Genomic DNA, 15,753 nt, shown 5'->3' on the forward strand with positions numbered 1-15,753 from the left:
TCACTATATTTTGCCATAAAAATACACCCCAAAGGTTAGAGTTCACTCTAACTTTTGGGGTGCAGTACAGATTTGCGGTTCTTTTTCTCATCTTCTTATTGGTTGAGACAAAAGCAAAGGACCCGATTATTTCGTTTTCGATGTTTAAGAATCAACTCTTTGCCGGAAGTACAATTGTTGGTTTGTTTTACGGGGCAGCGTTTATGGGCGCAGCGGTTTATATTCCGATATTTGTTCAGGGGGTATATGGCGGCAGTGCCACCAATTCGGGGCTGATTTTATTACCAATGATGCTCGGCTCGGTTGTTACGGCACAAGTCGGCGGATTTTTGACGACAAAAATGAGTTACCGGAACATCATGTTTATATCTGGTGTGATTTTGATTATTGGATTCTTGTTATTAAGCACTATCACCCCGGATACAAGCAGGCTGCTCTTAACACTTTACATGATTGTTATTGGCCTGGGAGTTGGATTTTCTTTTTCAGTCTTAAGTATGGCTGCCATTCATCCATTTGGAATGGAGCAAAGGGGTTCGGCGACTTCAACGAGTAACTTTATTCGTTCGCTTGGAATGACAGTGGGGATTACCGTCTTTGGGACGATTCAAAGAAGTAATTTTACCGCGAAATTGGAAGAGGCATTCTCAGGGATGGGGCCAATGCCGAAGGGGCAATCTTTCGGAGATCCTCGCGCTTTATTGTCGGAAGAAGCAAGAAGCCATATCCCTGCGCAAATCTTAACGAAAATAACCGACGCCTTATCAAGTTCAATCGTCCACACCTTTACCTGGGCCCTCATCCCCGCAGGCTTGGCCCTCCTGTTCATCTTTATCCTGGGGAAAGAACGAATGGTGATCCATCGGGGAGAAGGTTCGGAATAATATTGAAAAGGTGTCAGGCACCATGTGAAATTTTCACATGGTGCCTGACACCTTAGATTATTTTTTAAGTTTATCCTTGTATCTAAAGTGAAATGTGATCATTTTTAGGCCTGAGCCAAAGTCGAATGTGGCTAAGAGGATCAGCAGGTAGCTAAAGAAGCCCCAGCCGTTTTTTTGCACATCATCGATGGCAAAGTAAGTAAATAATCCGCCTAGCAGGAAGTAAATCAATCCGGAAAACAAGGGTGAACGTCTCATAGGAAGCCTCCGATAAAGTTTTGAACCGCCTCAGCCTCACGTCGTAGCCGGTCAATATCGTCTTTATAAACGGTTTGAACCAAGACAACAAGTGTGTTCATCGTGACATGGGCGAAAATCGGCACGATGATGCGATTCGTTCTGACATATAGAAAAGCAAATGCAAAGCCCATTGCTGAATAAATTAAAATATGCGCAGGGTCTTGATGCGCCAAGGCAAAGATTACTGAACTGATCAAAGCTGAAATAAAGAAGTTAAACCGTTTATGAAGGGCGCCAAATATAATTTTTCTAAAGACGATTTCTTCTAAAATCGGACCAATAATGCTCGTTACAATGATGGCCAACGGGAAAAACTCGATGATCCGAAGTATATTCTCAGTGTTTTCAGAGCCCGTTTTGACGCCTAAGCGATTCTCAATCATGATGGCAATAGCTTGGGCAAAATAGGCTAAAAAGATGCCCAAAAACGCCCACATGACTGAGATTCCGAAAGAACTTCCTCTTTCGTTAAAGCTATGTCCCTTTATTTCCTTTCGCAATAAAAAAAGAATAATGATCAAGGCAAGCATAAAACTGGCAATAAGCCAAATAGGAACAGCAAGAGTTTGGTTGATTCCCAAAAAATTAAAACTAAACATCAATACAGGTAGTCCGATTAAGCTCGAAAGCTGCATACCGATGTAAACAATGATGATAATCCAATATTCCCTCTTCAAATTATATATCTCCTTTAATTCCATCCGTCATGTCCATATTATCTTTTTATTGTACTCATAAATACAGGAAAGTTTCAATTTTGAGCACCATTATAGCTAAAAAGAGGTATAGAAATTTTTGTATTTCACATACTTTTAAAGTTGCAAAAAACGAAAAAAATTTATGCTTCAGACTTGCAAAAGATTTTCAGATTCTTTATTATAATAATTGTGTTAGCACTCAAGGATAGAGAGTGCTAATAAGTCAAAATTACATATATTTTTGAGGAGGTTGTTTGATTTGTTAAGACCATTAGGTGATCGCATTGTCATTGAGCTTGTTGAATCAGAAGAAAAAACTGCAAGCGGTATCGTATTACCGGATTCAGCGAAGGAAAAGCCTCAGGAAGGAAAAGTAGTTGCCGTTGGTACTGGCCGCGTCCTTGAAAGCGGAGAACGCGTAGCACTTGAAGTTGCTGTAGGCGACCGCATTATCTTCTCAAAATACGCTGGTACAGAAGTGAAATACCAGGGTACAGAATATTTACTACTACGTGAAAACGATATCCTTGCTGTAATTGGCGAGTAAGCGATTTTTTAAAAAATAAACGTTTAAAAAATATGAGGAGGTTTTTGTACGATGGCTAAAGATATTAAGTTTAGTGAAGATGCACGCCGCGCAATGTTACGTGGTGTTGATACTCTAGCAGATACAGTAAAAGTTACTCTTGGACCTAAAGGACGCAACGTGGTTCTTGAGAAAAAATTTGGTTCACCGCTTATCACAAATGATGGTGTAACAATCGCGAAAGAAATTGAATTAGAAGATGCATTCGAAAACATGGGTGCTAAGCTTGTTGCTGAAGTAGCAAGCAAAACAAACGATGTTGCCGGTGACGGTACAACAACTGCAACGGTTCTTGCTCAAGCGATGATCCGCGAAGGCTTAAAGAACGTTACAGCTGGTGCAAACCCAATGGGTATCCGTAAAGGGATTGAAAAAGCAGTTGCAGCTGCTGTTGAAGAATTAAAAACAATTTCAAAACAAATTGAAGGCAAAGAGTCAATTGCACAGGTTGCTGCTATTTCTTCTGACGATCAAGAAGTTGGCCAATTAATCGCTGAAGCAATGGAGCGCGTTGGCAACGACGGTGTAATCACAATTGAAGAATCTAAAGGCTTCACAACTGAATTAGATGTAGTTGAAGGTATGCAATTTGACCGCGGCTACACTTCTGCTTACATGGTAACTAACACAGACAAAATGGAAGCTGTATTAGAAAATCCATATATCTTAATCACTGACAAGAAGATTTCTAGCATTCAAGAAATCCTTCCTGTTCTTGAGCAAGTCGTACAACAAAGCAAGCCATTATTGTTGATTGCTGAAGATGTTGAAGGTGAAGCACTTTCTACATTAGTAGTGAACAAACTTCGCGGAACATTCAATGCTGTAGCAGTTAAAGCTCCAGGATTCGGTGACCGTCGTAAAGCAATGCTTGAAGATATCGCTGCTCTAACTGGCGGTGAAGTGATCACTGAAGAGCTTGGCCGTGAACTAAAAACAGCTACCATTGAATCTTTAGGCCGCGCTTCTAAAGTTGTTGTGACAAAAGAAAACACAACAATCGTTGAAGGTGCTGGTGAGACTGCTGAAATTCAAGCACGTGTTAACCAAATCCGCGTTCAATTAGAAGAAACTACTTCTGAATTTGATCGCGAAAAATTACAAGAGCGCCTAGCGAAATTAGCTGGCGGTGTGGCAGTAATCAAAGTTGGTGCTGCAACTGAAACTGAATTAAAAGAACGCAAACTTCGCATCGAAGACGCATTAAACGCAACTCGTGCAGCAGTTGAAGAAGGTATTGTATCCGGTGGTGGTGTAGCCCTTCTTAACGTATACAGCAAAGTAGCTGAAGTTCAAGCTGAAGGCGATGTAGCAACAGGTATCAACATCGTATTACGTGCGATGGAAGAGCCAGTTCGCACAATCGCTCAAAACGCTGGTCTTGAAGGATCTGTCATCGTTGACCGCTTAAAACGCGAAGCAGTAGGCACAGGCTTCAACGCAGCTACTGGAGAATGGGTAAACATGATCGATGCTGGTATCGTTGACCCAACTAAGGTTACACGTTCAGCACTTCAAAATGCAGCATCTGTTGCAGCAATGTTCTTAACAACTGAAGCTGTAGTTGCTGACAAACCAGAACCAGCTGGTCAAGGCATGGGTATGCCTGACATGGGCGGTATGGGTGGAATGGGCGGCATGATGTAATAACGCCCTAATAATAAAAGAAGCTTCCATTAGTCATTCGACTTTTGAGAGGCTTCTTTTTTTGTCCTTATTAATAGGTCTTTTGTGGTATTTGATGGTGATACAAGAAAAATCGGGGGCACCTTTCTATGCTCAGGCTGAACGGTACGTTCATCAGCACAAAATGACCAAGATGATGCAATCATCCTGACGTTCGGATAGGTTCAGAGTGACATGTAGAGATACTCTTGTTGACACAAGCAATACCATAGATTACTTCATTAGAGTACTTCAAAGATTACTTCAAATAAAATGTCCTCCTCCATTTCGATTTTATCAAGAATAAATATTTTTTATTAGAACCTGTCCTTTTTCCGATTTTATTTCTAAATAGAATGTGAAGGAACATAAACCAATCGGTGGGCTGCTCGTGTCTTATGGTCGAGCCGAGGTTCCTTTTTAAAATAACGATTAAAGGAGAGGTTCAGTTGAGTAGGTTATTAATCAATGAAAGTCCGGTCATGATTATTCCTAGTTTGGCAGCGAAAATTGGTTTAAATGAGGCAGTTGTATTGCAGCAAATTCATTATTGGCTTGGGATCAGCAAGCATAAAATTGAGGGGAGAACTTGGGTTTATAATACATATGAAGAGTGGCAGAAGCAGCTGCCATTTTGGTCAGTAAGTACAATTAAGCGAGCGATTCGATCGTTAGAGATGCTAGGATTACTTCTCTCTGAAAATTGGAATCAGATGAAAATGGATAAGACAAAATGGTACAGCATTGCCTATGAAAAATTACAGGAGTTTGAAGATAGCCTGCCCGAAAGCCAATCTGCTCCTATAAAGGAACTAGCACCTGACGAAAATTCGGATAAAACGAAGGAATTCGCATGCGATTCATCCAGCAAAAAGGTGATTCCATATGATGAGATTATTGGCTATTTGAATGAGAAGACGGGAAAAAACTTTAAACTAAGTTCTATCAAAACGAGGGAACTGATTCATGCCAGATATAGAGAAGGATTTACGCTTGAGGATTTTACTAGAGTCATCGATTTAAAGTCATCTGATTGGCAGTTTGATCCTGTTTGGAATAAGTTCTTGCGACCAGAGACATTGTTTGGGACAAAATTTGAATCTTACCTCAATCAGCAAGAAGGTAAGAAGAGACTGGCGGAGGGGGATTTTAACCTTGATGACTAAGAAAGAGATTTATAAGTTAATGGACCTTATACAAGTCTATTATGAAAGGTTTCAGTTTGATCAACATAAGCTGGATGCTTGGCATTTGGTCTTGCAAAAATATTCATATGATAAAGTACATAAGAATCTATTGAAATTTGTTGTAGATTCGCCGCATCCACCAAAGATTAGTGATGTAGTCCAGAATTCATCAGGTGGACGCTTTATCCCAGGTGAGTTTGTACTCGATTTAGCCAAAGGGGAAGGGAATTGATAGAGAGTATGCGAATCCCTGTCACTCCCTGAATATTTTGTATCATAGATTTTGTTTCGCAATCGTACCACTTATCTAGAAATATTTGATTTGTACTTCGACAATAAATTTTTCTGCAAAATAGGTAAAGGTGCTTTATAAAAGGGTTTACTGCCCTTTTAATCAAACGATTAGTTAGTAAAAAAACTTGTTTGATGTTGTGGGAATATACATTTTGTTAGTTTCTTTTGTCACATTTGCAGATAATTCCTGACATCCACAACTAATTAACGACAATTATTTCTCATGAAAACAACCCAAAGTTCAGTTTTTTAAAGGGCTAAGGTGGTATTTAATCAAACGATTAATTGGGTAAATCACTTTTAATTAATCGTTTGATTAGAAAAGCTTTAATTGCTGTCAAGCCTGTGTTTACCCCTCTGTAGAATCAAGAATATTGTCGTAAAGAGGTTCTAGTAAAAATAGTAAAATCACGCCCTAAAATAAAAGAAACTTCCATTAGTCATTCGACTTTTGAGAGGCTTTTTATATCAAATAGAAAAAGCTCAGTTTGTTATTGATTTCCCCCAATTGTTATCCGTTTTGGAAAATATCCAAATTAATCGCAGAAGTAAAAAGCACAGCTAGCTTGTAATTTTCCAAACCAAATTGGGGGAAAATGTGTTTTTTTAATAGACTGATTAGTCATTTATTGATATTATATAATAAACCGACTAGTCGTTTTGTTTTTTTGGAGGTAAAAAGGATGAAGAGAAACCAATCATGTCCTTCGAGTAGAAAAATTACCGTCAGCCTGCACTTGGAAGGGTGGTTATGGAATGTGGTCGATCAGGTAGCGGATAATCGTTCGAAATTCTTTCGTGAGTTGTTACTGGATGAAATGAAAGAAGAACTGGTTGCCCAAAAAGTAATGGCAGAGAACGGTGAGATAACGGAGCTTTTAGGGGAAGTTTATCTTAGCATGAACATATATAAAAGCAAATTAAAAGCTGCCCTTGCCGAGAGGAAGCTGGTGCGGAGTAAAATAAGAGTGGCTGCACAAGACGAGTTAAGAAGCAAAATAATGGGGATTCATTTGGAAAAGTGGTTATGTGATATTGCTGGAAAAATCGCACACAACCGTTCTGTTTTATTCAAAAACCTGTTAATTAAAACAATAAAAGCGGAACTATTACAGGCCGGGTTAGTGGAGAATGATACCTTCATCACCGAAGAAAATGCGGAATCTTATATTCTTTTGAAGCGGCAACTAACTATGCATGTAAGTTAAATGTCAAAGGAGAACGAAACGATTGAATCGATCAACTATTGAAGGAGATGTACAAATTTTAAAAAAAGGCGGGCTTTCATCTGGTTAAAGTTTGTGAACATCCCAATAAAAAAAGGTTTTGGATGAAGGGGAAGAAATGAAAACAATGGTGCATGTTTTAATCCGATTTAGTTGTTTGATTACCGGCTTTACCCTCTTTTTGTCTATCCCAAGACTTTTTAATATTAATACTGGGACAATCGATGCCAGTTTTGAGAATTTCAAAGAAAAACTGTGGGATACGTTAGTACAGTTTTTCAAAAATTACCCAATTGAAATGTGGCTGGATAAGAATATAACGGAGAGGTATGCATACACCATGGGGGTTTTGATTCTGTCATTAGCATTGATAACGGTGCAAGGAATGATATTGGCAGCAATCACGCTCATCGGGCCATATAAGTTCAGACAATTTTTTAAACGGGTATTGGATATGGTCGAGGCAATCCCTGATCTTCTTGTCGTTTTTCTGTTTCAGATTATCGTCATATCAATCTATAAGAGCACAGGCCTGAAGCTGCTCCAATTGTATGGATTTAACGCTTATCCGTATTTTATTCCCATCGTCGTCACCTCGTTTTTACCTACACTATTTTTGGCGCAATTTTTAGCAAAGGTATTGGAGGAAGAAGCGCAAAAGGAGTATGTGATCTATGCAAAAGCGAAAGGAATGGGTCTCTTTCGAATTTATGTGTTCCATATGCTTAGGAATACATTACCGATGTATATTATCCAGCTGCGGACAATTGTTTGGTTTGTCCTGTCTAACATTGTATTAATTGAATATATGTTTAAAATCAAGGGATTTACGATTGATCTGGGAAGGATATTGTTTCAACCAGCCCCACAAGTGATGTTCAACTTTTTCCTTTTTGCCGTACCGATTATTCTCATCGATTTATTAATAAGATACGTCGCCTATAAAGCAAGGGGACATGAAGAGGTTCGTTTATGAGAAAAAATAAAATTACGATTGCAGGTTCTATGATTATTCTGGGAATCTTTATCGCCAGCTGCCTCTATCCCTTGTATGGGCCGTCAGATTATGATAAAGAGGTGTTAAAATATGACGGGCAGGGTGGACTGATCGGCAGGGCCCCGTTTCCGCCTTCTTTAAACCAAATTTTTGGCACCAACCCAAATGGAGAGGATATGTTCCTCATTGTTTTGGATGGCGCTAAATACACGATCATAACGGCTTTTATCGTCACTATTCTTCGGTTGCTGCTCGGAGTGGTGATAGGGACCATTCTGTCCTTTTCCCACCCAAAGATAAAAACCTACTTTAAAGATTTTTTTATTGGCTTTAGGTATATACCGAGTATCATTATTGCGCTGCTGCTAATGACGCCGGTAACGGTGCGGTATACCGGCATTGGAATCTGGACTATTATCACTTACCAAATATTTATTTTAGTGATTGTTGCCTTCCCTGCTGTCGTATTAACCACAACGGATATGGTAGATGAGTTGAAAAAACAAACATTTATCAAGAGTTCCTATCTAATGGGGGCAACTCACCGGCATATCGTTAGAAAGCACTTGTTTCCATATGTAAGGTCATACGGTCTGCTAATGGGGGTCCAACAGTACATGAATACGCTGGTCCTCATGATGCACTTGGGGATATTTTCGGTTTTTATTGGCGGCCCGCAAATTGGCGGCATCAACGACGGATCGGATAATCCGCCATTGGCCTCATTATCGAATGAATGGTCAGGACTCATTGGGCAAAATTTTCGGTTCTTACTGCATTACCCATGGGTCGAATTATGTCCGGTATTTGGATTTTCTTTCTGATTATTATCATGAATGTCATGAAGCGGGAATTAACTGCTAGTTTTCAAGATTTTCAGATTGCTCCTTTTTCAAAAAGGAAGCACTCAAAAAAACTAACATGAGTTTCAACTCTCAACCCATGCATTGAAATGTATTTTATATGAGTAATACACCAGTATAATAAAGGCGGTGTGAGCAGAGCTCGGCTGAACTTATTCAAAGTACGAATTGTATATTTTTACATCCGACTGGTTATACCGATCGTTTATGCAGCGCTCCGCCCCTTTTTCACAGAAAAGGAGATTTTCAAAAACGGCTGGGTTAGCATCCCGATTTATAGTGTTAGTTGTGATTATTACTAATTAGGGGGTAATCAAATGAAAGTGAAGCAATTTCTAAAACTCAGGGGACTGAACATTTTTGTCAAAAAAATCGGGGCAGGGGATCCCGTGATTTGCCTTCATGGAGGACCAGGGGGTGAACACCGATTCTTTCTGCCGCACTTGGAACCGCTGGCGCAGGATTTTCAGTTGGTTCTTTATGACCAGAGAGGCTGCGGCCTGTCTGAGCCTGCATCTTCTGCAGACTATACGATGGCGGAAGAGGTGGAAACTCTGGAAGAACTCCGGAAACAATTAGGAATTGATAAACTTAAACTGATTGGGGAGTCATGGGGTTCGATGCTAGCCCTTTTATATGCCGTTAAGTACCCGGATCATGTAGAAAAACTTCTATTGACTGCGGCTGTGGGGGCCACAGCTGAGGGGTTCGAGGAATTTAAAAATGAGCTGCTTGCAAGACTCTCGGGTGAAGACAGAGATATGCTGGATCTGGTTATGGAAAAAATGGAAACGGAAGAGGCTGGTACTAAGGAACTTTTCCGGATTCTTGACCCCTACTATGTCCATTCGGTAGATGCTTTAGCGCGTAAAACCAAAACCAAGAGTAATGCTGAAATAAACACGATTATGGGTAAAGACATCACGGAACATTACAATTTGAAGTCGAAACTTCACAGACTTGCGGACATTCCGGTTCTCGTTGTTCAGGGAGAAAGCGACATGCTTACTCCTGAAAAAATAAACGAATTGCTGATGCAATATTTACCGAATGCAAAATTAACCGTAATCAAGGAGTGCGGCCACTGGACGGTGGTCGAAAAGCCGGGGGAATTTATCGAGATTGTACGTGGTTTTTTTAGGTAGTCGGTGTGACCGATACTTTCATACTATTAAAAAAGGGCACTATTTCAGGGGATTGGACGGTCGGTTCTGGTTTTGGTTTTGGTTTTGGTTCTGGTGGTATCCCACAAAACCGATTGCCGGGAGGGCCACCAGAAGAACCATTCTCTTGGCTAAGTGTTGATTCGTATCGCAGGGCGATATACCTTGCAATTAAAACCCCAGAACCGTCAACTTTTAGAAAAGGATTTTGATATGTGATATATATATATGATGAACGAGCATTCTCTTGTTCATTCCGGCATCGGACCGTGTATAGCGTCACCCGATACGGACAAGCCCCTAGGCGATACAGCTAAAGACCTTGTGTATCAACAAAAAGAAAGATTGGAAGCAACCAATGAAACGGAAATTGCGGTACCTTATACCTTTGAGATTTTACCATTCGACCCCAAACAGTTAAAAGAAATCACTATTTTTCAAATTTCAACAAATTCCCGGGAAATATCTACAAATTATGAATAGAAATCGACAAAAATTGTTTGGTTATGTTAATCAGAGAACCTAAGATTAAGAGTGCAACCTTCATATCCAAGAAATTTATTCAATTATGATAATCTAATTTTGCAGCTTTCCGCTTAAACTAAAAAAGCAGGTAAATTAAAGACCATAATGGTCAAAGTACAAAGATAATTTCATTTAAACCTATAGATATGTTATTATATAAATAATAAAATATTGATTGTACTTGGAGGAGTCTGTCACCAAGGGATAACTATGCCCTTGGTGATAGGCTCTTTTTGTTTTTTTTCATTTAAACAAATGATAAAAATCGAGGAGGTATAAATACATTGGTTTAATCCTGGATACATAATTAATCTTTTTTAAAATTTCTTTCAACTTTGACATATTCTCTAGGCTGAAATGCCCTTATTTTCTGGTTATCTCTGCTTCTAGCTCATTATTAATCTGAAGTATTTCTAATGTTTCTTGATCAAGTACTGGTTGATAAAATTCTCGTTTTTCTTTTTGATTTAATAGCCAACCACAGGAAAATAGTAAGATGAAAATTGAAATGGTTACATAAATCTTCACTTTCATTAACACAACACCATCCTATAAATAATTTGTGTAATCAACAAATTTTTATACAAGATGGTTTAACAAAAAGGGGCTTTTATTTGATCTTTTCAATGTTTCTACATTATTTAATAAGGTCAGGGAAACTTTAATTAAGAAATATCTAATTACTTTACGATCTGTATTAAATTACACTGATAACATTTATTAAAGGGGGGCTTGTTTTGTCTTTGCTTCATCTAGCAATAATTTCACCATTCTTACTGGGCATCTTGGTACCAATTATGTATAAGCTTCTCAGGCGAATACATGCGGGTTGGTTTGTTCTTCCTTTGCCAATCTTTTTATTCATTTATTTTCTATCCTATATTCCTATTACCTCTAATCAACAGACTGTGATTAAATCCATCGCTTGGATTCCTACCCTTGGTATTGATTTTACTGTTAAAGTCGATGGGCTAGGGCTGTTATTTGCTCTTTTAATTACAGGTATCGGTTCATTAGTAGTGCTCTATTCCATCTATTATTTATCAAAGGATAAAGAACAATTAAACACCTTTTATGTATACTTGCTCCTTTTTATGGGGGCCATGCTTGGTGTTGTTCTTTCTGATAATTTGATTGTCCTGTATACATTTTGGGAACTAACTAGTTTTTCCTCTTTCCTGCTAATTGGATATTGGTATGACAGAGAAAAGTCCCGATACGGGGCACAAAAATCGATGCTTATTACGGTTTTTGGCGGGCTTTCGATGCTTGGAGGAATCATTCTCCTCTATTTAATGACTGGTACCTTCAGTATATCTGAGATCATTCAACAATCGAATGGAATTCTGACAAATCCATTGTTTATACCAGCTATGCTGTGCATCTTACTCGGAGCATTTACAAAATCGGCTCAATTTCCATTTCATATTTGGTTACCTGATGCGATGGAAGCGCCGACTCCAGTAAGTGCTTACCTTCACTCAGCGACGATGGTTAAAGCTGGGCTCTATTTAGTAGCTAGAATGAGTCCGATATTTGCTGAAAATGGCCTATGGGTATGGCTAGTTGCCGGTTTTGGTATTGTGACGTTATTTTGGGGATCATTCTCAGCCGTTAAACAAACAGACTTGAAAGGTATTCTTGCCTTTTCTACTGTCAGTCAGCTCGGAATGATTATGTCTCTACTCGGTATTGGTGGAGCGGCCTTACATTTTGATTCAATTAATGATAGTTACTTCAGTGTTGCTACAGTAGCCGCAGTATTCCATCTAATCAATCACGCAACTTTTAAAGGCAGCCTTTTCATGGTAGCTGGGATTGTCGATCATGAAACGGGGACTCGGGATATTCGCAAGCTCGGCGGGTTAATGCACTTTATGCCTATTACCTTTACCATTGCAATTATCGGAACCTTTTCAATGGCTGGTCTTCCCCCTTTTAACGGCTTTTTAAGTAAAGAAATGTTCTTTACCGCCATGGTGCGTGTACTGGAAATCGGTTTTTTTAATCTGGAAACATGGGGAGTTCTGTTCCCTGTTATTGCTTGGGTAGCAAGTATATTTACGTTTGTCTATAGCATGATCCTCGTCTTTAAAACATTCACAGGAAAGTTTCAGCCAGAGAAATTAGCGAAAAAACCACATGAGGCTCCAATAGGAATGTTAATTTCCCCTATTATTTTGGCTTGTCTCGTCATTATTATCGGTTTTTTCCCTAACCTTCTATCAAATACGATTATTGCACCAGCTGTGGCTGCTATCATGCCTAATTTTAAAGTTGATGTACATATATCATTCTGGCATGGTTTTACAACTGAATTATTTATGACATTGGGAGTCATTGTACTAGGTGTTTTACTTTATAAAACTTTTCCAAAATGGAGAAAGGTGTACAAGCTTTTCCCAGAGAAGTTCTCGTTAAACCGTCTGTATAATAGTATTCTAGATGTTTCGCAACGAGCTTCTCGTACGATTACCAACAGATACTTGACAGGCTTTTCAAGGACCTATCTCCTTTATTTATTTGCATTTTTTATCATCATTTTATCAACTACTTTATTTGTCAAAGATGCCTTTATCATTAAAACAAATAATGTATCAAGCATTCATATATCTGAGGCCATCCTTGCTCTTGTTATATCGATTGGTGCTATTAGTATTATTTTTGCAAAATCAAGATTAACCTCGATCATCTTATTGGGTGCTGTAGGATACACTGTTTCAATATTCTTTGTTTTATTCAGGGCGCCCGATCTAGCATTAACACAGCTGGCTATTGAAACGATCTCTGTTGCCTTATTCCTGCTTTGCTTCTATCACTTGCCAAAATTAAAAAAGAGAGAAGAACGGATGAGATTTAGAATCACAAATGCGGTTATTTCCGTTGGAGTGGGAGCTATTGTAACAATGATTGCTTTGTCAGCACATAGTAATAAGCTATTTGATTCTATCGCCCAATACTATGTTGATAACACCTATGAAAAAGCCGCTGGAAAAAACATGGTGAATGTCATCCTTGTTGATTTCCGTGGTTTTGATACGATGTTTGAAATTACTGTTCTTGCAATCGCAGCACTTGGAATTTTCGGAATGATCAAGTTACGTCTGGAAGGAGGAAAGAAAAATGAAAACCAATGACCTTATTTTACAAACAACGACGAAAGTTGTGGTGTTTATCATTCTTCTTTTCGCTGTTTATATATTCTTTGCGGGTCATTATACACCAGGCGGAGGATTTGTAGGCGGATTAATGACATCTGGAGCGATTGTTTTACTGTTATTAGCATTTGACCTAAAAACATTGCAAAATTTTTTACCATTCAATTATATCTATATGATTGCTATCGGACTGCTTTTTTCAATTGGAACAGGAGCAGGATCGCTACTTTTTAATGTTCCTTTTCTTACACATGCTTTTACTCATATCGATTTACCGATTTTTGGCGACCTATCGCTCCACACAGCTACATTATTTGATCTTGGAGTTTTCTTAGTCGTTGTTGGTGTAACGATGACCATTATTCAAACGATTGGGGGAGATGAATAATGGAAATATTAATGGCCTTTGTAATAGGAATTTTATTTATGTGTGCAACATATTTAATGCTTTCAAAGAGCTTACTCCGCATTATTGTTGGAACCGGATTATTAAGTCATGGTGCACATTTACTCATTCTAACAATGGGCAGTTTAAAAAGGGGAGCCGTTCCGCTGCTCGGAGAAAATGCCAGCTCTTATACGGATCCAATTCCCCAAGCATTAATTTTAACTGCCATTGTTATTAGTTTTGGTGTTACAGCCTTTTTCCTTGTTTTAGCCTATCGTGCTTATCAGGAACTTGGTACAGATAATATGGATAAAATGAGAGGAAATAAAGGAAATGATTAACTTTTTACTATTACCGATACTGATTCCATTAATGACCGGAGTTCTTCTCATCTTCTTTCCAAAACATATCAAATGGCAAAGATGGATTGCTGGGATCCTGTCGTTTATAACGATTATAGTTTCTATGATGTTGGTGCAAAAGGTTAAAACGGATGGTATTCAAACACTTAATGTTTCTAGCTGGGATGCTCCTTTTGGAATCACACTTGTATCTGATATGCTATCTGCCTTGCTAGTATTAACAACAAGCATTGTTGCATTTACCTGTCTCCTTTTTTCATTTCGAGGCATTGGAGAAGAACGAGAAAAATTTTACTATTACCCTTGCTGTAGCTTCTTAATAGTTGGAGTAAATGGTGCGTTTACAACAGGTGATATTTTCAACCTCTTTGTCTTTTTTGAAGTGATGTTAATGGCTTCCTACGCACTAATTGTGCTTGGAGGAACAAAAATACAACTGCGTGAAACGATCAAATATCTCCTTGTGAATGTGATTTCATCCGCTTTATTTGTGATAACAGTCGCTTACCTTTACTCAGTGGTTGGAACACTTAATATGGCGCATATATCTGAGCGAATTAGTAAAGTGGGACAGCCAGGAATAATTACAGTCATCGCGATTCTATTTTTAATTGTCTTTGGATTAAAAGGTGCAATTTTCCCTTTATTCTTCTGGCTGCCAGGTTCTTATTATGCACCGCCTGTTCCTGTAATGGCTCTTTTCGGTGCATTGCTGACAAAGGTGGGGGTCTACTCCATCATGAGAACGTACACTTTATTCTTTTATCATGATACTGGCTATACCCACCAGATTCTCGCCATTTTAGCTATTTTGAGCATTATATTTGGTGTAATTGGTGCAATTGCCTATTGGGATATCAAAAAAATCGTTATTTACAACATCATTATTGCGGTGGGAGCCATTCTTTTCGGTGTTTCTGCGATGACACCCGATGCTCTTACAGGATCGGTGTTTTATTTAATCCACGATATGCTAATTAAGGCAGCGTTATTTCTTTTGGCAGGCGTAATGATAGCCATTACTGGCACAAGTAACTTAAAGGATATTAGCGGTCTGATTAAACGCTATCCAGGATTAGCTTGGACCTTTTTCGTAAGTGCACTGGCGCTTGCGGGGATTCCCCCTCTAAGTGGATTTGTCGGCAAGCTTTTAATTATTAAGGGTGGATTTGAAGCAGAGCAATATTGGGGAGCAGCCATTGTATTAATGTCTAGTCTTCTGATTCTATTTTCGATTATGAAAATCTTTATAAATGGATTTTGGGGCACACCTCGTGCATATGAAGGAGAAGAGAAGGTGCCAGTAAGAACATTAATGATTGCTCCAGTGGTTCTTGTTATGATTTCTGTCTTTTACGGAGTAGGCTCTGAAGTGATTTTTCCTTATGTCTCACAAGCTACTGAAACATTGCTAAACCCAGAAATATACATTGAAGCAGTCTTAAAGGAGAGATAAG

Annotated in this window: 17 protein-coding genes; 14 read left to right on the forward strand and 3 right to left on the reverse strand. The window is 38.7% G+C overall.

The window, feature by feature from the left end; all coding sequences use genetic code 11:
- A partial coding sequence (locus AA980_RS07315; protein ID WP_047771426.1) for an MFS transporter occupies nucleotides 1-884 on the forward strand: 884 nt, incomplete at its 5' end.
- A 57-nt stretch (nucleotides 885-941) separates the two neighbouring features.
- On the opposite strand, the gene AA980_RS07320 is transcribed toward AA980_RS07315, so the two are convergent.
- Entirely contained in the window at nucleotides 942-1,142 is a 201-nt protein-coding gene (locus AA980_RS07320; RefSeq protein ID WP_024027276.1) for a YdiK family protein, read from the reverse strand.
- On the reverse strand, nucleotides 1,139-1,861 hold the full coding sequence (locus AA980_RS07325) for a CPBP family intramembrane glutamic endopeptidase (RefSeq protein WP_024027275.1): 723 nt from the start codon (nucleotides 1,859-1,861) through the stop codon (nucleotides 1,139-1,141). The genes AA980_RS07320 and AA980_RS07325 overlap by 4 nt, the downstream gene beginning before the upstream one ends.
- 280 nt (nucleotides 1,862-2,141) lie before the next feature.
- Between AA980_RS07325 and groES the strand changes: the two genes are divergently transcribed.
- The 9 genes from groES (at nucleotide 2,142) to AA980_RS07375 (ending at nucleotide 10,346) form a co-directional block, all read left to right on the forward strand.
- Entirely contained in the window at nucleotides 2,142-2,429 is a 288-nt protein-coding gene (groES, locus tag AA980_RS07330) for a co-chaperone GroES (protein ID WP_024027274.1), read from the forward strand.
- 51 nt (nucleotides 2,430-2,480) lie between these two features.
- Entirely contained in the window at nucleotides 2,481-4,115 is a 1,635-nt protein-coding gene (groL, locus tag AA980_RS07335; protein WP_024027273.1) for a chaperonin GroEL, read from the forward strand.
- A 467-nt stretch (nucleotides 4,116-4,582) separates the two neighbouring features.
- Nucleotides 4,583-5,299, forward strand: a complete 717-nt coding sequence (locus AA980_RS07340; protein ID WP_024027272.1) for a conserved phage C-terminal domain-containing protein — start codon at nucleotides 4,583-4,585, stop codon at nucleotides 5,297-5,299.
- A complete protein-coding gene (locus tag AA980_RS07345) occupies nucleotides 5,289-5,552 on the forward strand; it encodes a replicative helicase loader/inhibitor (RefSeq protein WP_051427097.1) in 264 nt (87 codons plus the stop codon). Before AA980_RS07340 ends, AA980_RS07345 begins: the two co-directional genes overlap by 11 nt.
- A gap of 745 nt (nucleotides 5,553-6,297) precedes the next feature.
- The gene (locus tag AA980_RS07350) at nucleotides 6,298-6,822 is read left to right on the forward strand and encodes a hypothetical protein (RefSeq protein WP_024027270.1); all 525 of its coding nucleotides are present in this window, start codon (nucleotides 6,298-6,300) and stop codon (nucleotides 6,820-6,822) included.
- A 136-nt stretch (nucleotides 6,823-6,958) separates the two neighbouring features.
- Nucleotides 6,959-7,816 (forward strand): ABC transporter permease subunit, encoded by an 858-nt coding sequence (locus AA980_RS07355; protein WP_024027269.1) that lies wholly within the window; start codon nucleotides 6,959-6,961, stop codon nucleotides 7,814-7,816.
- Nucleotides 7,813-8,661 carry an ABC transporter permease subunit gene (locus AA980_RS07360; RefSeq protein ID WP_024027268.1) on the forward strand — a complete coding sequence of 283 codons (849 nt, stop codon included), beginning with the start codon at nucleotides 7,813-7,815 and terminating at the stop codon, nucleotides 8,659-8,661. Before AA980_RS07355 ends, AA980_RS07360 begins: the two co-directional genes overlap by 4 nt.
- Before the next feature lie 356 nt (nucleotides 8,662-9,017).
- Entirely contained in the window at nucleotides 9,018-9,845 is an 828-nt protein-coding gene (locus tag AA980_RS07365) for an alpha/beta fold hydrolase (protein WP_024027267.1), read from the forward strand.
- 246 nt (nucleotides 9,846-10,091) lie between these two features.
- On the forward strand, nucleotides 10,092-10,346 hold the full coding sequence (locus AA980_RS07375; RefSeq protein WP_024027265.1) for a hypothetical protein: 255 nt from the start codon (nucleotides 10,092-10,094) through the stop codon (nucleotides 10,344-10,346).
- 405 nt (nucleotides 10,347-10,751) lie between these two features.
- Here the strand turns inward: AA980_RS07375 and AA980_RS27165 are convergent, their stop codons facing one another.
- The gene (locus AA980_RS27165; protein ID WP_156351163.1) at nucleotides 10,752-10,922 is read right to left on the reverse strand and encodes a hypothetical protein; all 171 of its coding nucleotides are present in this window, start codon (nucleotides 10,920-10,922) and stop codon (nucleotides 10,752-10,754) included.
- A 203-nt stretch (nucleotides 10,923-11,125) separates the two neighbouring features.
- On the opposite strand from AA980_RS27165, the gene AA980_RS07385 reads away from it, so the two are divergent.
- Genes AA980_RS07385 through AA980_RS07400 form a run of 4 tightly spaced genes read left to right on the forward strand, consistent with a single transcriptional unit; the run spans nucleotide 11,126 to nucleotide 15,752 of the window.
- On the forward strand, nucleotides 11,126-13,525 hold the full coding sequence (locus AA980_RS07385; RefSeq protein WP_024027264.1) for a Na+/H+ antiporter subunit A: 2,400 nt from the start codon (nucleotides 11,126-11,128) through the stop codon (nucleotides 13,523-13,525).
- Nucleotides 13,512-13,934 (forward strand): Na(+)/H(+) antiporter subunit B, encoded by a 423-nt coding sequence (locus AA980_RS07390; protein WP_024027263.1) that lies wholly within the window; start codon nucleotides 13,512-13,514, stop codon nucleotides 13,932-13,934. Before AA980_RS07385 ends, AA980_RS07390 begins: the two co-directional genes overlap by 14 nt.
- Nucleotides 13,934-14,275 carry a Na(+)/H(+) antiporter subunit C gene (locus tag AA980_RS07395; RefSeq protein WP_024027262.1) on the forward strand — a complete coding sequence of 114 codons (342 nt, stop codon included), beginning with the start codon at nucleotides 13,934-13,936 and terminating at the stop codon, nucleotides 14,273-14,275. The genes AA980_RS07390 and AA980_RS07395 overlap by 1 nt, the downstream gene beginning before the upstream one ends.
- Nucleotides 14,268-15,752, forward strand: coding sequence for a Na+/H+ antiporter subunit D (locus AA980_RS07400; RefSeq protein WP_024027261.1), 1,485 nt, complete (start codon nucleotides 14,268-14,270; stop codon nucleotides 15,750-15,752). Before AA980_RS07395 ends, AA980_RS07400 begins: the two co-directional genes overlap by 8 nt.
- Nucleotide 15,753: the final 1 nt, after the last annotated feature.

It is taken from the genome of Neobacillus vireti (assembly GCF_001026695.1).
Lineage (GTDB): Bacteria > Bacillota > Bacilli > Bacillales > Cytobacillaceae > Neobacillus > Neobacillus vireti.